At 57.1% G+C, this 22,082-nt stretch carries 18 protein-coding genes; 11 read left to right on the forward strand and 7 right to left on the reverse strand.

The features are described from left to right. Positions 1 to 3: 3 nt before the first annotated feature. A complete protein-coding gene (locus ACR0J2_RS09530; protein ID WP_480812405.1) occupies positions 4 to 1,203 on the reverse strand; it encodes a methionine gamma-lyase in 1,200 nt (399 codons plus the stop codon). Positions 1,204 to 1,319: 116 nt separating this feature from the next. On the opposite strand from ACR0J2_RS09530, the gene ACR0J2_RS09535 reads away from it, so the two are divergent. The 3 genes from ACR0J2_RS09535 to ACR0J2_RS09545 all read left to right on the forward strand — a co-directional run bounded on the left by ACR0J2_RS09535 (position 1,320) and on the right by ACR0J2_RS09545 (position 3,440). Beyond that, complete coding sequence (locus tag ACR0J2_RS09535) at positions 1,320 to 1,775, forward strand: Lrp/AsnC family transcriptional regulator (RefSeq protein WP_480812406.1); 456 nt, start codon at positions 1,320 to 1,322, stop codon at positions 1,773 to 1,775. A gap of 170 nt (positions 1,776 to 1,945) precedes the next feature. Then, positions 1,946 to 2,122 (forward strand): hypothetical protein, encoded by a 177-nt coding sequence (locus tag ACR0J2_RS09540; protein WP_170817304.1) that lies wholly within the window; start codon positions 1,946 to 1,948, stop codon positions 2,120 to 2,122. A gap of 16 nt (positions 2,123 to 2,138) precedes the next feature. Then, a complete protein-coding gene (locus ACR0J2_RS09545; protein WP_480812407.1) occupies positions 2,139 to 3,440 on the forward strand; it encodes an aspartate aminotransferase family protein in 1,302 nt (433 codons plus the stop codon). A 19-nt stretch (positions 3,441 to 3,459) separates the two neighbouring features. On the opposite strand, the gene ACR0J2_RS09550 is transcribed toward ACR0J2_RS09545, so the two are convergent. Continuing rightward, positions 3,460 to 4,398 (reverse strand): GlxA family transcriptional regulator, encoded by a 939-nt coding sequence (locus ACR0J2_RS09550; protein WP_480812408.1) that lies wholly within the window; start codon positions 4,396 to 4,398, stop codon positions 3,460 to 3,462. A gap of 117 nt (positions 4,399 to 4,515) precedes the next feature. On the opposite strand from ACR0J2_RS09550, the gene ACR0J2_RS09555 reads away from it, so the two are divergent. From ACR0J2_RS09555 to ACR0J2_RS09585, 7 genes are all read left to right on the forward strand, one after another. After that, positions 4,516 to 6,984 carry a CoA transferase gene (locus ACR0J2_RS09555; protein WP_480812409.1) on the forward strand — a complete coding sequence of 823 codons (2,469 nt, stop codon included), beginning with the start codon at positions 4,516 to 4,518 and terminating at the stop codon, positions 6,982 to 6,984. Positions 6,985 to 7,340: 356 nt separating this feature from the next. After that, positions 7,341 to 7,766, forward strand: a complete 426-nt coding sequence (locus ACR0J2_RS09560) for an SRPBCC family protein (RefSeq protein WP_480812410.1) — start codon at positions 7,341 to 7,343, stop codon at positions 7,764 to 7,766. Then, positions 7,759 to 8,463, forward strand: a complete 705-nt coding sequence (locus ACR0J2_RS09565) for a maleate cis-trans isomerase family protein (RefSeq protein ID WP_480812411.1) — start codon at positions 7,759 to 7,761, stop codon at positions 8,461 to 8,463. Before ACR0J2_RS09560 ends, ACR0J2_RS09565 begins: the two co-directional genes overlap by 8 nt. Next, positions 8,464 to 10,872: a GcvT family protein gene (locus ACR0J2_RS09570; protein WP_480812412.1), complete on the forward strand. Its 2,409-nt coding sequence runs from the start codon at positions 8,464 to 8,466 to the stop codon at positions 10,870 to 10,872. 295 nt (positions 10,873 to 11,167) lie between these two features. Then, positions 11,168 to 13,024 (forward strand): DUF3604 domain-containing protein, encoded by a 1,857-nt coding sequence (locus tag ACR0J2_RS09575; protein WP_480812413.1) that lies wholly within the window; start codon positions 11,168 to 11,170, stop codon positions 13,022 to 13,024. A gap of 162 nt (positions 13,025 to 13,186) precedes the next feature. Next, positions 13,187 to 14,017 carry a peptidyl-prolyl cis-trans isomerase gene (locus ACR0J2_RS09580; protein ID WP_480812414.1) on the forward strand — a complete coding sequence of 277 codons (831 nt, stop codon included), beginning with the start codon at positions 13,187 to 13,189 and terminating at the stop codon, positions 14,015 to 14,017. Continuing rightward, a complete protein-coding gene (locus tag ACR0J2_RS09585; protein WP_480812415.1) occupies positions 14,014 to 15,003 on the forward strand; it encodes a HupE/UreJ family protein in 990 nt (329 codons plus the stop codon). Before ACR0J2_RS09580 ends, ACR0J2_RS09585 begins: the two co-directional genes overlap by 4 nt. A gap of 184 nt (positions 15,004 to 15,187) precedes the next feature. Here ACR0J2_RS09585 and ACR0J2_RS09590 read toward each other — a convergent pair whose 3' ends face one another. After that, positions 15,188 to 15,970, reverse strand: coding sequence for a Hint domain-containing protein (locus ACR0J2_RS09590; protein WP_480812416.1), 783 nt, complete (start codon positions 15,968 to 15,970; stop codon positions 15,188 to 15,190). 373 nt (positions 15,971 to 16,343) lie between these two features. Here ACR0J2_RS09590 and ACR0J2_RS09595 point away from each other — a divergent pair, with 373 nt between their 5' ends. After that, complete coding sequence (locus ACR0J2_RS09595; protein WP_480812417.1) at positions 16,344 to 17,828, forward strand: BCCT family transporter; 1,485 nt, start codon at positions 16,344 to 16,346, stop codon at positions 17,826 to 17,828. Positions 17,829 to 18,100: 272 nt separating this feature from the next. Here ACR0J2_RS09595 and ACR0J2_RS09600 read toward each other — a convergent pair whose 3' ends face one another. From ACR0J2_RS09600 to ACR0J2_RS09615, 4 genes are all read right to left on the reverse strand, one after another. After that, complete coding sequence (locus ACR0J2_RS09600) at positions 18,101 to 19,123, reverse strand: DUF2955 domain-containing protein (RefSeq protein ID WP_170805883.1); 1,023 nt, start codon at positions 19,121 to 19,123, stop codon at positions 18,101 to 18,103. Beyond that, on the reverse strand, positions 19,113 to 20,177 hold the full coding sequence (locus tag ACR0J2_RS09605) for an HlyD family secretion protein (RefSeq protein WP_480812418.1): 1,065 nt from the start codon (positions 20,175 to 20,177) through the stop codon (positions 19,113 to 19,115). The genes ACR0J2_RS09600 and ACR0J2_RS09605 overlap by 11 nt, the downstream gene beginning before the upstream one ends. After that, entirely contained in the window at positions 20,174 to 21,253 is a 1,080-nt protein-coding gene (locus tag ACR0J2_RS09610; protein WP_170612210.1) for an AI-2E family transporter, read from the reverse strand. The genes ACR0J2_RS09605 and ACR0J2_RS09610 overlap by 4 nt, the downstream gene beginning before the upstream one ends. A 167-nt stretch (positions 21,254 to 21,420) precedes the next feature. After that, positions 21,421 to 21,690: a potassium channel family protein gene (locus tag ACR0J2_RS09615; protein WP_321250731.1), complete on the reverse strand. Its 270-nt coding sequence runs from the start codon at positions 21,688 to 21,690 to the stop codon at positions 21,421 to 21,423. Positions 21,691 to 22,082 lie beyond the last annotated feature (392 nt).

Genomic DNA, 22,082 nt, shown 5'->3' on the forward strand with positions numbered 1-22,082 from the left:
GGTTCAGGCGGCGCTGCGGGCAGGGTAGGGCAAAGCCTGCTCCAGGTCTGCAAGGATGTCTTCGACGTCTTCAAGCCCGACTGACAGGCGGATCAGGCCATCGCTGATTCCATGCTCGGCCCGCTCTTCCGGGGTGTATGTCGAATGGGTCATCGAGGCCGGGTGCTGGATCAGGGTTTCCGCATCACCCAGCGAGACTGCGCGCTGGATCATGGTCAGTCGGTTCATGAATTCGATCCCGCCGGACAGGCCGGATTTGATTTCAAACGCAATCATGGCTCCGGGCTGCGACATCTGGCGCTGCGCAACATCCTGCTGGGCAAAACTCTTGAGACCAGGGAAAGATACGTCACCGACAGCGGGGTGGGCCTCAAGATATTCGGCGACAACTTCAGCCGATGCGCAGTGACGGTCCATCCGCAAATTCAGGGTTTTCAGCCCTCGCAGGATCAGCATCGCGTTGAAGGGCGCCATCACCGCGCCGGTCATGTCCTTCATCCCGACCAGGCGGATCTCGGCAATCTGTTCCGCCGAGCCTACAACCAGGCCAGCAACCACGTCTCCGTGCCCGCCAAGGTATTTGGTGGCGGAATGCAGAACGATGTCGGCACCGTGTTCAATCGGTCGGGTCAGATATGGGCTGGCATAAGTATTGTCGACCACGATCTTTGCGCCGACCGTGTGCGCGATCTTTGCATGGGCGGCAATATCTACAAGCCGCATATTCGGGTTTGCCGGCGTTTCGAAATAGACCACACGCGTTTTGTCCGACACAGCGGCACGCAGGTTTTCAGGGTCCGTCATATCGACATGCGTGATCGTGACGCCCCATTTCGCCAACCCGTGGCGCATGAACGCAAAGGTGCAGCCATAGAGTGTCTTGTCGACGATAACTTCGTCGCCTGGCGAGAGCAGGGTCCAAAGCACTGCGGTAATGGCACCCATGCCGCTGGAAAGGGCCAGCCCGGCCTCAGCCCCTTCGAGCACCGCAATCCGGCGTTCCAGAAGATCGCACGTGGGGTTCGAAATACGGCTGTAGATATGGCCTTGGCGTTCACCTGCGAACATCTCGCCGCCGGCCTCGGCCGTTTCGAAGGAAAAGGTGGAGGTCAAATGCAGCGGCGGGGTCAGCGCGCCGTCATTTTCCAACGGGTTGTAAGCATGGTGGATGGCGCGGGTAGCAAAGCCGGTTGAACGGGTCATGACAAACTCCTGATTCCAGTTGAAGCCAGTTTGCGCCTTTACTTTGGGTGAAGGGTTGCGAATTATACTAACATTGAGGTCGAAATTGGCAGGATCTGCCAATCGTGGGAAGGAAAATGGACGTCAAGGACAGACAGATCATCCGTGCGCTCCAACGGGATGGGCGCATGACCAATCAGGATCTTGCGGATGCGGTCAGCCTCTCTCCGTCGCCCTGCCTGCGCCGGGTCAAGAACCTTGAGGCCAGTGGGATCATCAAGGGATACAGCGCCGATGTGGACGCCGCCGCATACGGGATGGCTATTACCGTCTTTGTGCGTATCCGGCTGGAGCGGCACAACGAAACGGATGTACAGAATTTTGAAGGGCGGATTCGGATGATCGAGGAAGTTCTCGAATGCCATGTGCTGACCGGCGCCATGGACTATCAGTTGCGCGTTCTTGTTTCGGATCTCGAGGCTTACGAAGACTTTATCCGCAATCGCATACACCCGATTGGCGGTATTGCCTCCATCGATACCAGCTTTGTCTATGGAACGGTAAAGAAAACAGCCGTTTTCCCATCCACCTGATCGGCAACGCTCTGTCCGTTTCGCGCCCACGTAGATGCACGCGCCTCACATCGGGCTCTGTGGCCAAGGGCTTTGTAAGCCAAGCCTGCCTGGTCCGTTCTGCAGCACCGGAAGGCCGGAGAACCCGTTACCGAAAAGTCGTCTTGCCCGATTGTTTCCTTGTCGCCAGAGTGGCTGAAAAGCAGGAGGGTGGCGTGGCTGGTCACATGCGCGATGCGATCTTTGGTGCGGGCGCAGTCGATTGTTCGACATCGCGGCATCTGGCTGAGGCCGCGCGGGCCGACGCTGCTGGAAAGAAACGTGCTGACAGCCGGGGCCACTCGGCCCGCGGCGGGCAAATTTGGTGAAGGGCAAGAAGGACAGATGACCAAATCCAGTGACCTGTTTCAGCAAGCCCGACAATCGATGCCCGGGGGCATCTCACACCGCTATCGCTGGCGCTTGCCGAACCCGATCTATATCACCCGTGCGCTGGGCGCGCATAAGTGGGACGCTGATGGCAATCGATATATCGATTTTAAGATGGGTGCGGCCAGCCAGATGATGGGCCATTGCCACCCCGAAATTGTCAAAGCCCTGCAGGGGCAAGCGGCGCAAGCGATCTTTGCGGCTGACTGCAACCCGAGCGAGGTCGACTGGTCACGCAAGATCTGCGATCTGATTCCGTCAATAGAGCGGGTCCGCTTCACAGCGTCCGGAACCGAAGCAACGATGCTGGCCCTGCGCATCGCCCGCGCCTTCACTGGCCGTGACAAGGTCCTTCGCGTGGACGGGCACTACCATGGCTGGCATGATCACGTTCTGAAGGGGGCAAAACCGGGATCGGACTTGCCACCATCACTGGGCGTTCCCGCAGCCGTCGCAGCGCTGACCGACATCTGCCCGCCTGATGCGGACATGTTGAACAGGATGCTCGCCACCAAGGACTATGCTGCGGTGATTGTCGAAGCCTCGGGCGCCAATTACGGTGCAGTGCCGATGGCGCAGGCGGTTCTGGGAGCCGCCCAATCCGCCGCGCATCGAAATGGCGGCCTGCTGATCCTGGATGAGATCATCACTGGCTTCCGCTGGTCCCCAGGTGGGCGTCAGGCGCTGGCCGGTACCACGCCCGACCTGACGACCATGGCCAAGATCGTCACCGGCGGTATGCCGGGCGGTGCCGTCGGCGGCACAGCCGAGGTCATGGCGATGCTCGACCCGTCCGTCACGACCCGGGGACATACCCCGGCTGTGCTGCACCAGGGAACCTTCAACGGGGCACCCATCGTTGCCGCAACCGGATCGGTGATGATGGACCTTTTGGCGGATGGTTCGGCCCAGGCCCATGCGGACAGGATCGCGGCGGATATTCGGAGTGGCGTGAACGCGCTGTTCTCCAAACACGGAATCGAAGGGCTGTGCTATGGCGAAAGCTCGACGTTCCACCTTTGGTTCGGGCCGCACGAAGGGTCGATGGACGGGATACCCGCCGCGACCATTCGCGGACCCGCACCCAAGCTGGTCGCGGGGCTACAGGATGCTCTGAACCGCAACGGCGTTGACCTGATGTCCGCGATGAGCGCCGTGACATCGGCCGCGCATAATGACGATGATGTCACGGACACCCTGAATGCGTTCGACCGCGCACTGGAAGAGATCAAGCCGGTTCTCAACGAGACGCAGTAGCGTCACCGTACCGGGCAGATCACCACATTTGCTTGTGCTTGCGCGTCGATCCGATGCTGACGCCGAACTGCCGCGAAAACGCCTTGGACAAAGACTGTGCGGAGGAATAGCCACAGCGCATCGCAACCTCTTCCAGAACAAGGTTCGTGTGTGCAACCAGGTCGCGGGCGCGTGAAAGGCGCATCAACTGGTAATAGCGTTGGGGCGGCATCCCAAGCTCTTTGACAAAGATGCGCGAGATGGACCGAACCGAAAGGTTGGCCCGCCGCGCGAGGTCCACGATTTGCATCGGAGCCTCGACATTTTCCGCCATTATGGAAATGCAGCGCCGCAGATTTTCCGACCCTTTGGGTTGCATGGCGCTGTGTCCAAGCCCATCGAACCGCGCACCGTCATGCAGGAACATGCTGGCCGCATCATGCGCCAGCGCGTCACCGTATCGTTCCGAAATCAGGGCGATCATCAAATCCATGGCCGTCGACGCGCCGCCGCAAGTCCAGATCGGACCGTCGCGGACAAATCTGTCCGGCAGGGTCTCGACATTTGGAAACGCCTCCGAAAACTCAGTCAGTGTTTGCCAGTGCAGGGTTGCCCGCCGCCCGTCCAGCAATCCCCAGGAAGCAAGAAACCACGCCCCGGTATCCGCCCCGATGACCGTCTCCGCCTGTCTGGTCATTGCGACGCATTTTCTGCTGGCCGGCTTCGAGGCGTTTTGCCTGAACTCGTCTCCGCCGACCACCATCAACAGATCGCAGGCGCCCGCGTCAACCAAGGTAACGTCCGGCGAAAGACGCAGACCACTGGAGCTGCGAACTGCATCGTCGTCAGGCGTCACAATAGACCAGTGGATGTCGGCGCCGGTCTGATCCCGAACAACGCGCAGCGGCTCCAACAGGCAGGCCAGCAGCATGTTGGAAAATTTGTCAAACAGCAGGACGTTGATTTTGAGTGCCAGCATTTCGTCCGATTTGGGATGTTTTTTGGCAATTTAGGACAACGTCCGCTGAGAATTCAAGACTACGCTTTCCCCAATTTGCAGTCGAACCAACCACACCGGCAAAGGGGCCTGACCACCATGCGCGACCGACCGCTTTCGAACATTCGGGTTCTTGATTTCGGCCAATATCTGGCTGGGCCGCTGGTCGGGATGATGTTGGCCGATATGGGGGCGGATGTGATCCGCATTGATCCTCCGGGCGGACCGCGCCTGAAATCACCCGCATCGGATATGCTGTCACGTGGAAAGTCCAACCTGGAATTGGACCTTAAATCGCCAGGCGGTCTACAGACAGCCCTGCAACTTGTTCAGCGCGCCGATGTTGTCATCGACAATTTCCGGCCGGGTGTGATGAAACGTCTTGGTCTGGGACCGGACGCCTTGCGGCAGGCAAATCCCGCCATTGTTTCACTATCGATGCCCGGCTTTGCCTCGACCGATCCGGAACTGGCCGATATTGCAGCGTGGGAGGCAGTGATCGCTGCGCGCACAGGGCAGTTCACGGATATGGGCCTGAACCGCCGGCTTATGGGGATCAACCCATCCTTCACTCCGCTGGGGCTGGCTTCGGCCTACGGGGCAACGTTTGGCGCCATGTCGGTGCTGTTTGCACTTCGCGCGCGGGGCAGAAATGGCGGGGATCATATCGAGGTTCCGCTGGCCACGGCCCTCCTGGAAGGGCTGGTCTACAATTGTCAGCAAATCGAGGACTATCCGGACCGCTACAAATCCCCGCGCGAGGTTGAACTGGAACGGCGCGCGGCAGAAGGTCTGCCGCTGAATCTGGAGTTTTCGGGATTGTCGGAATTCCTCGACCCGTTCTACCGGACCTACCCCTGCGCAGATGGCCGGGGTTTTTATGTTGTGGCATGCAGCATCAAGGGTCATCCTGAACGCGCGCTTCGAACGCTTGGGCTCGGCGATATGGTTGAAAGCCTGCCAGATTTTGACGCCTATCTGGATCAGAAAGACTGGCCCGCGGAATGGTCTACACGCAACTATCCGGTCGGCGTTTCGGACCGCGCCCGCGTATCCACCGCGATAAAAGAGGCCTTTCTGACCCGTCCGGCCCACGAGTGGGAGGCGCTGTTCGGGGCATCGAAAGCACCGGCAACGGCCCAGCGATCCTCACAGGAATGGTTGAATGATCCGCACGCGCTGGCTTCGGGCCTTGTGCTGGAAGTCGAACATCCCGTGCACGGCAGGATGCGCCAGATGGGCAATGTCGCGTGGCTGGCAGAAGATGCCGAGGCTCCGGTCAAGCACGCGGCCAAGCCCGCCGATCTTGCCGCGCTTCTGTCCGAAGCGCCCCGGGCCTCGGCGGTCACTGATACCGCCGGACAGGGCTGGCTGGACGGGCTGAAGGTTCTGGACCTGACCAATGTCATCGCCGGCCCCACCATCGGCTCGACCCTTGCACGGTTCGGTGCCGAAGTCACTTTGGTACAACCGGTCGATCCGTCGGTAGACCCCTGGAATGCGGTTGTCTTTGGCATGCACGCGCATCGCGGCAAGAAGAGCATCCTTTTGAACCTGCGCAGCGACGAAGGGCAAGAGGCACTGGCGCGCCTGATCGCTGAATCCGACGTCATCACCATGAACGGCACCGATGCGCAGCGCGATGCGCTGGGGTTGTCGCCGAACCGGTTAAAAAGCATCAATCCGAAGCTGATCCTGGTTCAGCTGGACGCATTTGGCGGGCCGAAGATCGGGCCGAAGTCCAACCACCTTGGCTATGACGATCTGGCCCAGGCGGCCACCGGTGTCATGGTGCGTTTTGGCGGCGGCATGGAAACGCCGGAAGAGCACGCGCATTTTGGCACGATCGACGTTTTGACCGGGTACTGTGCCTGCGTGGCGCTTGGCGGGGCGCTGATGCGACTGGACCAGACAGGAGAGGGCGGCATTGCGCACGCCTCGCTGGCGGCTGCGGGCAACCTGATTCAGGCCCAGTTCATGTATGATTATGACGGGCGGGCGTCGTTTGACGAACCTTCGGGGCGTCAGGCGCTGGGCTGGGGGCCGTTCTATCATTGCTATAAAGCGGCGGGCGGCTGGATGTTCTTCGCCGCCCCAACCGAGCGAGAGAAGGCTTTGGCGAATATCCCCGAACTTGCCGACCTTGCAAATCTGCCGCAGTGTGAAGTGCAGGCTGGCCTGGCATCGCGCTTCCGCGAACGTCCCGTGGCCTTTTGGAAAGCAGCATTCGCCGCTTCGTCCAGCGCCGTTGTTCCATTGGGGTCGCTGCACGAAACCCGCGATGCCGCCCTGCAACCGGAAAGCGGTGGAGAGGTTGATCTGTCACAGGCGACATTCCGCGTGATCCGGCACGACCGGCATCCGATGGGCCGCTGGACCGATCTGGTGGCGCCAAATGCGGTGCGCCCGGAAAAGGGCCGTATCACCGTACCGTCGCACATGCCAAAATATGGGGCCCACACGCGCGAAATCCTGGCGCGGATCGGGTTGGCCGAAGATGCAATTGATCACATGATCAAGACCGGGGCAGCGGCAATGCAGTGGTCCGACAAATACCTTCCCGAATAAGGGCAGAGAATCCCGAGAGGTCGGACTGACCTCGGGCAAGCGGAGTGGGCTATTGGGTCATCTAACGGACATCGGTCCGATGCGCGCTCGACGCAGCGCTTTCGGACCAGCAACCTGTCGACCAAGGAAAGTGTCACATGATCGTGGTGCGAAAGCGTAAGGCCCATGAGTGTCCAGTTCCACGACTGTCGTCTTCGCCTCGCAGACCGCCCGAGCGTGGACGATTGGCGCGAAGTTGGTGCACAATCAATATGGGATCGCGCCCTCACATTTACGTTGAACGACACAAGGGATATTCGCGCGATTTACCACTCGCTTGGGTCACTGAAAGGGAAAAGATGCACGTTTTTCGCAGTATGATCATAGATGCAAATATCGACCGGGTCTGGCGGGCCGTGCGGAATTTTGACGGGTTAGCAGCCTGGAACCCAGCAGTGGATAAGGCCACTTTGGAAAATGGAGCGCCGACCGCGACCGGGTCAATTCGCAGCCTGCAGATTCGCGACGGGACGGTGTTTCGCGAGACCCTGCTTGCGCATTCCGACATCGACCACTTCTATACTTACGACATTCTCGAAAGTCCGCTTCCCGTCGAAGGATACGTTTCGACGCATCGATTTATCCCGATATCACATACCGATCAGACCCTGGGCATTTGGGAAAGCCGATTTAACTGTGCGCCTGATGTCGCAAACGAGATGGACAGCATCGTGGGTGACGCAATCTACATTGGTGGCATGGAAGGTTTGAACCGATATCTCAGGGAGAACCAGCATGACTGACACGCTCGCGCCCCGCGCCATTGTCGGCGTGATGACACCGGCGATGAATACCGTCGTGCAGCCGGAGCTGGAGCTTTTGCGGCCGAACGGTGTGACCAACCAGATGCAGCGCTTTCGCCTTGGTGGGGACACTGTGTCGGATGATCTGCCTGACGAAGCGGCCAAGCTGATGGATTGTAACCCCGGGGTAATTGCCGTGGGGCTGACAACGGATGCAGGGGCGGGCGGGCCGGACAAGCTGGCGGCCCGGTGCTCGGAAGTCTCTGACCAGGTGGGCGTGCGTTTGCTGGGCGCTTCGCAGGCCAACTACGCGGCGCTTCGCGCACTTGGGGCGGTGCGGGTCGGAGTTGTCACCCCGTTCAGCGCAGAAGTGGATGCGGTTGTAAAAGCCAATACCGAGGCCGCCGGATTTGAGGTTGCCGCGATCAAGGGAACGGCGGCGCCGACACTCCCCGAGATTTGCGAAACACCGCTTGACGATATTCGCGCCGTCTTCACTCAGGTGGCTGCATCGGACTGCGATGTCATCCTTCAGGTTGGCACCGCATTGCCTGTGATCTCACTGATCGCGGAACTGGAGGCGCGCTATGAAAAACCGATCGTTGCATGCAATGCGGCCGTGTATTGGCAAGCGCTTCGCGCCATCGGCATCAAGGATGCGATCCCGGGCTACGGCACATTGCTGGAGAAACACTGAATGCAGGATCACGTGCAGGTCGCCGTCATCGGTGGCGGTGCCGTAGGGGCGGCTATTCTTTACCATCTTGCCAAGGCGGGCATTGCCGATGCGCTGCTGCTCGAGAAAAATGAGCTGACGGCTGGCTCGACCTGGCATGCGGCAGGCAACATTCCCACCTACGCCAATTCGTGGCTGGGGATGCGCGCGGGCAATTACGCCTGGCGTCTTTACAAGGAACTTGCAACCCACCCGGATGCACCGATTACCTACCGCCACACCAAGGCAATCTGGCCCGCACACACGCCAGAGCGGATGCAGCTGTTTCAGCATTTGTGTGGCGTGTCGCGATCCGCGGGGTTCGAGCTTTCGATGCTGGAACCATCGGACATTGAGAAGATGCACCCTTACTGGAAGGCGGGGAATGACGTTCTGGGCGGCATTCTGGACCCCTATGAAGGTGATATTGATCCCAGCCAGTTGACGCAGGCCTTGGCCAAACACGCCCGGGACATGGGGGCCGAAGTGCGCCGCTATACCAAAGTCACCGGCCTCAGACAGCGCAGCAGCGGAGACTGGGAGGTCGAAACATCGGCTGGCAGCCTGATTGCGGAAACCGTAATCAATGCGGCGGGGTCTAGCGGCGCGCAGATCGCCGCGCTTGCCGGAATGAACCTGCCTGTCGTGACCCTGGAACACCAATACATGGTTACAAGCGCCTTGCCTGAGCTGGACGCGGACAGTGATCTTTTCCCGCTGATCCGGGACCCGGATCTAAGGTTCTACCTGCGCCGGGAACGGAACGCGTTCCTGCTGGGGTCTTACGCGCATGAAGGTCGACCGGTCTGGATGGATGGTGTTCCCGGGGATTTTGACCATCAGCTTTTTGCCGACGATGTCGACGGGATGATGGCGGTGTTCGAGGCTGCATGCAGCCATGTCCCGCTGCTGGAACAAGCCGGGGCACAACGTTTCGTGAATGGCCCCATTCCTTATGCGCCGGATGCTCTGCCGCTTGTCGGCCCGGCAAGTGGCGTACGAAATTTCTTCCACGCGACAGGTATTCAGATCGGAATCACGCATTCAGCCGCGATTGGCAAGGCAATGGCCGAATGGTTGACCGCAGGCGAAACCGAATGGGATCTGAGCGCTTGGGATCCGCGACGCTTTGGCGACTGGGCATGCGGGGATTATGCGGCGCGCCGGGCGTCGGAGCATTACGATCTGCAATATGCGATCCCTTACCCCCACCGCATTCTGACCTCGGGGCGACCCGTCAGGCAGTCTCCGCTTTACGACCATCTGGTTTCACAGGGCGCGGTCATGGGGCAGATCGGCGGTTGGGAACGTGCCTTCTGGTTTGATCCGGCACCTGGTTCAGAGGCTCATGATCTAAGCTTTGGCGAAGAAGCATGGAATGAGCCGGTCCGCAAGGAATGCGAGGCCGTTCGGGATGCGGTCGGTATCATGGATCATGGCGGCTTTACCAGATTCACGCTCGAAGGTCCGGATGCGGCCGCGGTTTTGAACAGGGTCTTCTGTAGTTCCCTGCCGGACGTTGGACGGGTGCGCCTGTCTTACATGCTGACACCAAACGGAAAGATCTGGTCCGAGGCAACGATCGCCCGGCTGGCCGATGACCGCTTTCTGCTCTGCGGTCCGACACTTGCCGTGGACCGTGACTACGACTGGATCGCGGGACAGATAGGCGACGCCGATGCCACGCTCACCCGGCAGCACGAACGAGATGGCGCACTTCTGGTCATGGGGCCGAAATCCCGTGCGCTTCTTGAGCCTTTGACAAACGGCGACCTGACCCGGCCTTGGATGAGCGTTACCGAGACGACGATCGCCGACGTACCAGTCACCGCCCTCAGGGTGAGTTACGTGGGTGAATTGGGTTGGGAGCTTCATGTCTCTTCCGAGCACCTGACAACGCTTTACCAGGCCATTTGGGAGGCCGGGCAAAACCAAGGTATTCGAAATTTCGGCTCCTACGCGCTGAACGCAATGCGGGTTGAAAAGGGATATCACGGCTGGGCTGCTGACTTTGGCACCGAATACACACTCTTTGACGCGGGGCTGGCGAGCTTTGCCAACCTGAACAAGGGGCCGTTCACAGGGCGCGAAGCTGTCATGCAGCAAAAGCGCGAGGTGCCAGCCTGGCAATTCATTGGACTTGAAATTACGGACCCTGGCCCGGATCCGTTGCCGGCTGATCCCATTATCCTGGGCGACCGAGTAATCGGTTACCTAACATCCGTGTCGATGGGGTTCCGAAGCGGTCGTCTTATCGCGCTGGGTTATGTGGAAACGGGAACTCTGGACATTGGCCAAAGCTGCCACGTTCAAGCCTTCGGTGCACTTCGATCTGCCGTTCGTCACAACCACCACGTCTATGACCCAGAGAACAAACGGTTGCGCGCCTGAGTTCCGCAAGCACTGGTTCCTGGTCACGAGCTTGGGCGAAAACCGTAAAACGTTCGCAGGTGGAAACTTCGAATTGGAAAAGGATCGGTTGCCTTTCCAGCACCACGAAAACCGTGGTCCGGAAAATTCCTCACGGAAATCGACACGCTGTGATATAAACAAAATCGAATATTAAGGGGCTGCGAAAAGTTCCTCCATTCTGTTGGTATAGTTGATTTGGGAGGTCACTATGTTTCGGATATCCGCGTGTTTTTTCTCATTGGTATTTGCGCCGACAATTGTTCTTTCTGACGCCGTGCCAAGCAAAGAAGCGGCCGAAGACTTGTTCTCGGACCGACCGTTTTCGCCATATGCCAACCGGACTTTTCCCGAACGCCCGCTTTGGGGGGATACGCACCTTCACACGGGGCTTTCCTTGGATGCGGGCGCCTTCGGGAACACCCTGCTGCCAGACGACGCATGGCGTTTCGCAAAGGGTGAGCAGGTCATTTCGTCCACCGGCCAACCTGTCCGGCTGGCCCGGCCGTTGGATTGGATGGTTCTGACGGATCACACGGACCTGATGGGATTTGCCCCGGATCTGCAAGCTGGCAAGCCCGGTGTTCTTGCCGATCCAAAAGGTCTGGAATGGTACGAGGGTTACAAAGCCGGCGGTGAAGAGGCCGGGAAAACGGCGTTCGACATTATTACCAACTTCTCGCAAATGACGTTGCCGGAAGTTCTTCTCGAGTCCTACAGCCCGGGTGCCGACGCTTTCGCCTTCACCTGGGAGAATATTGTACTGGCGGCCGAGCGACATAACGACCCTGGCGACTTTACCGCGTTCATCGGGTTTGAGTGGACCTCGGTACCGAAGGGTTTCAATTTGCATCGAAACGTCATGCTGCGCGATGGGCCGATCAGAGCGCTTCAGATGGTGCCCCCGGTGACGCAGCCGCCTTACGGCGATACGGATCCAAAGGCGCTTTACGCGTGGCTTGAAGAGTATCAGGAAAAAACCGGGGGGCGTGCAGTTGCCTTTGCCCATAACGGCAACCTGTCAAACGGGTGGATGTTCCCGACCGAAGATACATATCACGGCGGTAAGGTCGATGAGGAATACGTGGCGGCCCGTGCGAAATGGGAACCCCACTACGAAGTCACGCAGATCAAGGGTGACGGCGAAGCGCATCCGTTCCTGAGCCCGGATGACGAATTTGCAGACTACGAAAACTGGGATGTAGGCAATCTGGATATCACCGAGCTGAAGACCGATGACATGCTGGCCGGTGAATACGCCCGAGAAGCACTGAAGCGCGGTCTGTTGCTGGAAGAAAAGTTCGGCGTTAACCCCTATAAGTTCGGTATGGGCGGCGCGACGGACAGCCATACATCTCTGGCCACTGCCGAAGAGGACAACTTCTTTGGAAAATCTGTCAGTGTTGAACCTTCGGCGACGCGGATCAAACATCCTTTCATTGCCAATGATCTGGGTGAAATTCCCGGCGACCTTCTGGTCGCTTCCGGCTACACGGCCGTTTGGGCGACCGAAAACACGCGCGCTGCGATCTTTGATGCGTTCAAGCGGCGCGAGACTTATGCAACAACCGGTCCCCGGATCGGACTGCGGTTCTTTGGCGGATGGGATTTCAATGACGCGGACGTAGAAACCCGTTTCCTTGCAGATGTCGGCTATACCAAAGGGGTCCCGATGGGTTCGGACCTACGCCCCCGCGAAGGTGATGGTGCGCCCGCATTCCTGATCGCTGCGCTGCGCGACCCGGTTGGTGCCAATCTGGACCGCGTGCAAGTGGTAAAGGGATGGCTCGATTTCGACGGAGCTTTGCAGGAAAAGGTCTACGATGTGGCGTGGTCGGGTGATCGTGTTGCTGATGAAAACGGCAAAGTTCCCGCGGTTGGAAACACCGTGGATGTAGACACCGCAAGCTGGACCAACACAATCGGAACCGCCGAACTGGTTACGGTTTGGTCTGATCCTGATTTCGATCCGAATGCGCGGGCCTTTTACTACGTGCGCGCCATCGAAATCCCCACACCACGCTGGGTGCTGTACGACAAGCTGAGGTTCGGTGCCGAATTGCCGGAAGACGCGGTTCTGACGCATCAGGAGCGCGCGTATTCCTCTCCGATCTGGTACACGCCGGAAGAGTGATCCAATCTGGGGACGGAATTGGAAGCCGGGGTAGGGACCTCTGCCCCGGTGCTGTCACCAACTTTCTGAAACACACAGGGTGTTCGTTTCTTGCAAAACCCAACCGGGTGATGCCAGCATCGATACATAGAACCGGATCGTGTTTTTCTTGCAGGAGCCTTCATGCGATTGTTGAAAGAACCTCTGTTCCATTTCTTCTTGATTGGAGCGGCGATTTTCGTTTGGTTCCATTTGGTTGCGCCGGAAGCCGAGGCTGTTGAAGACATTGATACGATAGCAATCGACGAAAACGATGTTGCGCTGCTGTCAGCTCAGTTTGAAGCTAGGTGGAAACGCAGACCAAGCGAAGCTGAGTTGCAAGCCTTGGTCGATGCATCCATTCGCGAAGAGGTGCTGGTCAGAGAAGCGAGAAAGCTTGGCCTTGATCGCGGCGATACCGTCATCAGGTCCCGGCTGAGCCAAAAGATGGATTTTCTGTCTGAAGCGATCGCCACATCAGTTGTTCCGGATGACGAAGAATTAGAGGCTTTTCTGGAGGAGAACTCTGAACGCTACGCAACATCTGCCAAAGCGGCCTTCACTCAATTTTTTTTGGGTGAAAAGCCAAGCGAAGCAGAAATCGAGCAGGCTCTGACCGCGCTGCGGGCCGAGCGGGAGCCTGATGGCCTTGGAGGCTCGACATTGCTGCCCGCTTCAATGCCCATGACCGCGACAAAAGTCATCGACTCGGTGTTTGGAAATGGGTTTTCCGAAGGTCTGACAACGCTGGATGTGGGTGAATGGACCGGACCGATCCGGTCGGGATATGGGGTGCATCTGGTCAAGGTTGTCGCCATCGAACCCAGCCAACTGCCGCCGTTGGCAGAAATCCACGGTGTGGTACTGCGGGATTGGCGTCGCGCTGCGAGCGAAGATCTGGCGCAGGCGCAATATGAGGCTCTTGCCCGAAACTATGAAATCGTAGCTCCCGATCTTGCAGGCCCGACCAAATGAGAGCGGTTGTCTGTCTTGTTTTTGCTCTGCTGTTTACCTTTTCGACAGGTAAGGCTACTGCACATGCGCTTGATCCGGGTTATCTGGAAATTCGCCAAATCGCTTCAGACACGTGGAGCGTTCATTGGCGAAAGCCGGATGTGAACGGTCGACCGATGGCGATTGATGCGGTCCTACCGGATGGCTGCGCTCCGGCGCGGGGCCCGGACCCGGTTTCAGATGGCAGAGCTTGGGTATCTTCATGGGTTGTCGAGTGCGGGGCAGATATAGCTGGCCAACCCATTGCGATTGAGGGGCTAGAGACTCAAAAGAACGACGTCTTGGTGCGTTTGCACCCTCTGCAAGCCGAGCCGACGACCCTTCGTTTCACTCCTGATGCCGCCATCCAGAAAATACCTACTGAGCAGACGACGTGGTCAGTCTTTTCTGCATATTTCCTGTTGGGGTTTGAACACATACTGGAAGGTTGGGATCACCTGCTGTTTGTCTTCGCGCTGTTCATTCTGGTTCGTGACACATGGAGGCTGGTTGGCGCTATAACGGCTTTTACACTTGCGCACTCCATAACTCTGGCGCTTGCAACTTTCGGTGTCCTGAATGTTCCCGGTCCACCGGTCGAGGCTGTAATCGCGCTTTCCATCGTTTTCCTCGCCATGGAGATTGTGAAGGGCGGCGAAGGTCGGTTCCGGCTGTCAAAACAGAAACCCTGGATTGTATGTTTCGGATTTGGGCTTTTGCACGGCCTTGGCTTTGCGGGAGCATTGGCCGAGATCGGACTGCCCTCAAGCGATATTCCGGCCGCGTTGCTTGCCTTCAATGTCGGCGTCGAGGCAGGCCAGCTCAGTTTCATTGGCGCTTTGGCTCTTCTCATAGCGGCGGGGCGATTCATAGCGGTTCCGATTGGTCAAACGGCGACAACTGTTACCGCTTATGGCATCGGCTCAGTGTCGATGTATTGGCTTATCGAACGCGTAAGTGGCTTCTGAATATGTTGGCTGCGGTGTGTGGGCAGGCTATCACGCCCGTTGCATCCACCTTTGGAAATGAAGCCTGATTTGGGCTCATCGTAGTCCTTCATTCAGTCGCAGCGAAAACTGCTTGGCCAACAATACGAAGTCAGCAGGTCCAAGGGTAGAGCAAAGCCAGTCTTTCCTGCTAGCGCAAAACGGGTCAGGCAAACATCACCATTGCTTCGCGACGAGAAACCATGGGCTTCGCTGCTCTGACAGTTCTTAACTCGCAGAACAAATCCGGAAACAGGAGTTTGATTTCATCGGTTTCAGTGCGCCCAAGCTGGTCACCAAGAAACAGACTTTCCGATGGAACTCCATTTGCGAAGACCACCTCGTGTGTTTCCAGCAACAGATGGTAGTAGGTGAACGTTGAACGGGAGTAATCCAATGTGACACCCGGAAATCCAATAAGCGCCTTGGCGGGCATCAGGACCTCTCGCTCACCAAAAAGCAGTTCCGCTTTGTAGCCCGATACCAGCAATCTGTGTTGTTGGGATATCACCAGGGGTCGGTCGTTCCCAAGGACGCCTGTGTCTATTCTCAACGGTTGCAATGACGGATTGCGAAGCAGCATGGAGGGCATGACCTGTCGGCCGCCGATCCAAAGAATTGGCATGTGTCCGCCTGATGCCGTGGTAACCAAGTCTCCTGCTTGAAGCTGTTCGACCAGAACCTCGCCTTGCGGTGTCTGGATCAATGTTCCGCCAACAAAGCAGGGAGGATTGCTGGGATCGAGGTCGCCTTCTGTAATTTTCCAGTTGCCCGTCTGCATCGGGCCAGTGGGATCCGTGGTGTTATAGGCATAGACCTGTCCGCCAACTCTGATGAATTCGCCGGACTCACCGGTGCCGCGATAGTTGCCCTGACCGAGATACGTGTAGGCTTGGAACGTCTGCCCACCGTCGAAAGAAATGGTCGAGCCGCTGATTATCGCAGGCATCGTGGTGTTTTGAACAATCAGATCACCTTGGCCTGTCTCATTGACAGTATGCGCCAATATATCAAACACCGCCGACTTCCCCCGTTCACGCCGTTCAATGCTATATTAGGGCATTATATTCACTTATAGTGATTTTTTGAAAAGTATAGTTTGCACAATACGGGTTCGACACGTCTGTCCATCGGTTCTTTGATCGTTTTCTGTGCGGACCAAGCCGTGATCAGCCACGATGCGGCAGGGGGCGGACGAAAACGGCCACTGCGAGGGCAGGATAAGCATCGGCTTCTCGTGGCAATCCACGTTTGCGACTTTGTGTGACGGTATTTTGTGACTACGGTGCCAAGGCAGACGCACTTCTTCAGATTGGCGAGCGATGAAAGTTAACGCGCTATTGGTATCGGCACTACTGGTCAGCAGCGGCATTGCCATTTGGGGCATTGTCGATCCACAGGGCTTGGGATCCCTTTCTTCCACAGTTGTTTCGATTCAATTCGAAAGCCGGGGCTGGTTCATTATGCTGGAAGCCAGTGCACTTTTGTTGCTGTCGATCTATCTCGCGCTGTCCAGGTTCGGTTCGATACGAATTGGTCCCGAAGGATCAGAGCCCGAGTTTTCCACTGTCGCCTGGATAGCAATGCTGTTTGCGGCGGGTATGGGCGTTGGACTGCTGTTCTTTGGCGCGTCAGAGCCTCTCACGCACTTTTCGGTTATTCGCAACTTCAGCGCCGACCCGGAAGCGGCCAGCCTGGCCATATTTGTCACCTATTTGAACTGGGGTTTTCATGCCTGGGCGATCTATGGCGTCGTCGGGCTGATTATTGCGTATTTTGCATTTCGGAGAGAGCGCTCCTTGCTGTTGAGCGCACCGTTGCTGGACGTTTACGGGGACAAAGCCTGGACCCGGGCGTTGGCGTGGGTTTTCGATTTCTTGTCGGTTGTTGCCATCGCCGTCGGGCTGGCAGGCTCATTGGCGATGGGGGTGTTCCAGATTCAAACGGGATTTGCAGGGGTCCTGGGAATACCAAACTCGTATTCGCTGACCGCGATTATCTTTGTCGTCATGTGCATTGCATTTCTTATCCCACTTCGGCGCGATCTGGGTGAGGGGATGTCCAGGCTGTCCAATCTGGCCATGAGTATTGCAATTGCCCTGCTGGTTTATTTGCTGCTTGTTGGTCCCACGTCCTTCGCGATGAATTCCATCGTTTCCGGTTTTGGCCGGTACGTTTTCCACGTCATACCCGCCGGGTTTTCGACAACCGAGTTTTTCGACGAAACCGTTTCCACATGGTTTCAGGACTGGACGCTGAACTACATGATCTGGTGGCTTGCATGGTCCCCGTTCGTCGGGATTTTCATTGCAAGAATTTCGCGCGGCCGCACGATCCGCGAGTTTCTGACCGGCGTCATCATCGCGCCGACTTTGTTCTCGATCTTCTGGTTTGGCGTTTTCGGCGGGATTGGTATCTTTGACGTTCTGGATGGAAGTGGCCATCTTCTGGAGGTGAACGCCGAAAGCCTCGATGCGACGACATTTGCTTTGTTGCAAGAGTTTCCTCTGCAATACGTGACACAGATCGCAACAATCGCGGCCGCGTTCCTGTTTGTGGTCACCAGTGTTGTCAGCGCCGGATTCACGCTTGCAATGATTGGAACGGGCGGAGATGAAAACCCTTCCCCTGGTGTGCGTACCATCTGGGGCGTGGTACTGGGCGGCCTGGGGCTGGCGATGATTTTTGTGAACGACGTGGCGCTCGTTCGATCCATTATCGCACTGTCAGCCATCGCGTTTGTCTTTATTGTGCCTGTCCTTGTTATTTGCCTTCTCAAGTCGCTGATGAAGGAGGTCACGAAATGACGGGATCAATCGTCGATACGGTGCTGAATGTAACAGTTTTCGCCTATATCGGTTTTTTGATTTGGCTTGCCCTGTACCGCGTTTAGCGCGGTGCGGAGGTAAGAAAACAGTGTCGGTTAAGCGGATTGGGGTGCGTTCGACATAGGCCGAGTTTCGGTATCCGCTGAATTGCTATCTGGGTGTTTTGCGGGCATTACCGAAATCCAGAGTTTTGGGCAGACCACATATGTGACCATGCGCTGGCCTGTTATTGGCCGCGACGTCTGTTCCCGTCAGGCCGCGTTGTTCTGACTGGTCTGGCGTTGCTTTTCCGGCCAGAATTCGTCGACCACGACGTAGGCTATGATCACAAAGAACGCAGCGCTGGCGACTTGCAGAACACGCGTGATGCTTTTGACGTCGGCCTCGTCGGAAAACGGTGCAATCGACCCGCCATACACAATCAATGCTGTTGTTATTGCAGACCCGGCAGCGGCAGCCAGTGGAACCTGAGATTTGCCGAGCGCCCCAAGTGTCAGACAAAAGAACAGACAGAGCAGTATAGGCGTCAGAATGACCGGGGCGATCACGTTGATTTCATAGCAGATGATCGACACCGCCGCTCCAAGCAGGTTTGCTGTCAGCATAGCCTTGGCAACGGTCTTCCCCGCTGCGGGCATCGCAGCCAGTTGCTGACTGAGAAGCGCCACAAAGAACAACACCAACAACGCCGACGCGCCGGACACGAAAAACGCCAAAGCAAACGGAACCGTGACAAGCGACATCCTGACGATCCGACGATGCGGGTCAAATTCAGGCGATGACGCTGCTTTTTTTTCAGCAGGCGTTGGGGGTTCAGCGGGGATCAGAACAAACATCAGTGTGGATACGAACCCCGCAAACAGAAGGTTCAGTGGGATCCAGAACACCAGCACCAAGGCCAAATCCTGCGATTGCAGCACAAGGTTCGGGATCATCAATGCCCCCATTAGGGCAATGACCCCGGGCAATACTCCTGCGCCTGACACCGACCATATGAACGACAGGATTATTCCGATCGCAACCAGAATCAGAAATACGACGGGATATGGTGCGAATACCGATGACAGCAGAAACGAAAGAAACATCAACCCGATCGAGAAGACAAACAGCTTTGCAAACGCCGCCAAAGGCAACGCGGCCGGTGCTTGAAGAAACAAGGCCGTGAACACGGCACCAACAACCGCAAGGGGCCAACCCAGGAACAGGCCCAACGAGAAGACCCCTGTTACCCCCAATGCAAGCCGGATGACCGAGTTTCTGTCCTCAGTACGCATAAGACAGTATCGAAACCAAACGAATGTAGGTGCGGCCAACCACGTTCAGTAGCGAGTTGTCGCTGAGATACATGATCACGTCCGCCTGCCCGTTGAGTTGAAAACGCAGGTCGTCCTCGGCGCTTCCAGCCTCATACCCGGGCAACACGATCCGAACCGGGAACCGTTCAGGTTCGCGCAGAAAACCCTTGGTGCTTGGCGGGCTTGCCAATTGGCCGGGCTCATCACCGCCGCTCAGGGAAACAGCTGCGCTGAAGCTTTCGATGACTCCCGGTACAATCTTGCCGGGGTGCATGTCCAACACCACGTCGACGGGCGAGCCCACAGATGCTCTGCCAAGGTTGTTTTCGGTAAAATACGCTTCGATCCAGACGTCGGTCGCATCCAGAAAGGTCAGCAGGTCCTGCCCGGAGCGCGCATATGTTCCAGGCGCAATCAGTAAGTTGGAGATCACACCTGTTGCCGGCGCGCGCAGCTCGGTCCATTCAAGATTAAGCTCTGCATCTGCCAGTGCTGCCAGTGCGCGCTGAATTTTGGGGTTTTCCACTCCCTCGCTGCCTAGCCTCTGCTTAGCTTTCTCCAGATCCGCTTTGGCGTTCTCGAAATTCGCCTCTGACTCTGCCAGTTGCCCTCGCGCGTCATCCGCTTTTGAAACCGCGATCAGTCCTTTCTTTTCAAGCGCAAAAACCCGCTCTGTCTGTATGCGCATCGTGTCGAGGTCACTTTGCGCCCTAGCCAGTTTGGCCTGTGCCGCACTCACCTCGGCCGAGGAAGCGCCCACTTCCTGTGTTGCAGCTTCCAGATCCGCTTCTGCCTTTGCGCGATCGATTTCATACGGTCTGGCGTCAATCCGAACCAGCACGTCCCCAGCTGAGACGACCTGACCGTTCTCGACCAGAACTTCGGTCACCGTTCCGGTGACCTGCGGCACGATCTGCGTTGCCACGGCCTTGACCCTGGCATTTCCCGTAAACGGAGTTTTCCGGTCAGCAACCAGATACCACACAAGAAAAACAAGAATGACGGCAAGTGTCGTCCATATTGTTTTTCTCATTTTGCTGCTCCTTCAGCAGCGTCTTCCGTTTCGGGTGAGGCGTCGATCCAGACCTTGAACAGCTCGTAGAAGACAGCGAACAGAACCGGTCCCATGAAAATGCCGATCAAGCCATAGGCCATCATGCCACCGAGAACCCCAATCAGGATCACCAGCATTGGTGTCTCAAGACCTTTTGAGATGAAGACCGGACGCAGGAAGCTGTCCATAATGGCGACAGGGATGGCCAATATGGTGAACACCAAAGCCGCACCACCGGACATCGAGCTCCATGCGTAGATAACCACAGGCAATAGTACCAGACCGGGCCCGATCTGAATGATGGACAGGATCAGGCAGATGAACGCCAGCGTCGCCGCGGAACCAATGCCAAACAGAACCAACAGCAACCACACGACGACAGCTTGAATTGCCGCCACTCCGATGACGCCCTTTGTGACATTTCGGATTGTTGCGCCCGCCAAAGTCACGAACTCACCCCCGCGTGGCGCAAACACGCGGTTGGCAAATCGCTGCAGACCCTGAACCAGGTTCGGGCCGGGGCTGAACAGGGCTCCCATGATCAAAACCGAAAGGGCCAGTCCCAAAAGCCCGATCCCGATACCCAGAACCTTACCAAAGAGGGATTTGGTCACTTCCAGGATTTGTGTGCCATATTTGGCCAGCGCACCGTCCAGGTTCCTTTCGAACATCCCCCAGACTTCGGCGATCTTGTTCCCGACCAGGGGCAGCTCCTTGAGACCTTCAGGCGCCGGTGGGACTTTCAATTCACCGCTGTCCGCCTGTTCCGCAAACTCGCCTCCAAGCTCTGCTGCGCCCGATACTGCAGTTGCGACGGGCCCCAATGTCAGAACCAGACCCAGCAAAACCAGAATGGTTGCGGCCAGCGACTTGCGTCCGCCCAACTTGGACTGCAGCCAATCAAAAACCGGATAAAGCGCGACGCAGAGTATCGTCGCCCAGATCACCACGCTTGCCAGCGGCGCGATCATGACCAATGCGCTGTAAAGGAATAACCCAAGAAAAAGCAAGCGAATTGCCAGATCCACAATTCTTGCGTCTTGTGTCTTTTCCATACCGTCCCTCCATTATTCGTTTTCCAAACCTTACACTCAAAAACCGTGATATGTATATTTTTTCAAATATCGCCGCTTGGTATGGGTTTGATGAAGCGTCGAAAAACCGAACTGCGGCTTGAGCACTGCAGTTGTTTTTTGAGCGCAGCGTCAGGGCTACGGTCGTTTTACTCGTCTGCTTTTTTGTCATCCTGAGACAGGATCGTGTCCGCAATCGTGGTTGCCGCAGTCACAAAGACACCCAGTCCGACAATAATATAGACCATGGTAAAAATCTTGCCTAACGCAGTCTCGGGCGAGAAGTCACCGAATCCGACGGTCGAGATTGTCACTACGGAAAAGTAGATGGAATCCAGCCAACTCCAGCCTTCTACATAGTGATAAAAAACAGACGCCCAAAGGATCATGCCTATGGTGAAGGCCAAAAGACTCTTCACCCTGCCGTCCTTCAAGGCGACGCCTATCCCGCGTGTTATTCTGGTTAGTGAGTTCATTACGCCCCCGCCCGCAAAATAAATTCATACATAACAGTATTGGAATGAAATACAAAATTTTGATGAGAGTAGGCCTGCGACGGCTCAAAACTTGCGTTCAGGTTCTTCGCGAACACGCCGCGCAGGAAACCTTCGCATTGGGATCGGATCGGTGTTTGTCGGGTTTTGGCCGAACTGTCCGGTGGCGGAGCCAGCGCTGCAGTTGCTCGCTCCAGAAGTTTCTGACGCGCGTCACTATGGCCGACACGCAGTCAGGTCGCTTGCTTCAAACTCCAAGTCGGACGCAAACCGGGAAGCGTTCGTCTTGTAACCGCTCCGGTTGAGGTTTGGCACAA

Source organism: Ruegeria sp. CG4 (assembly GCF_056537185.1).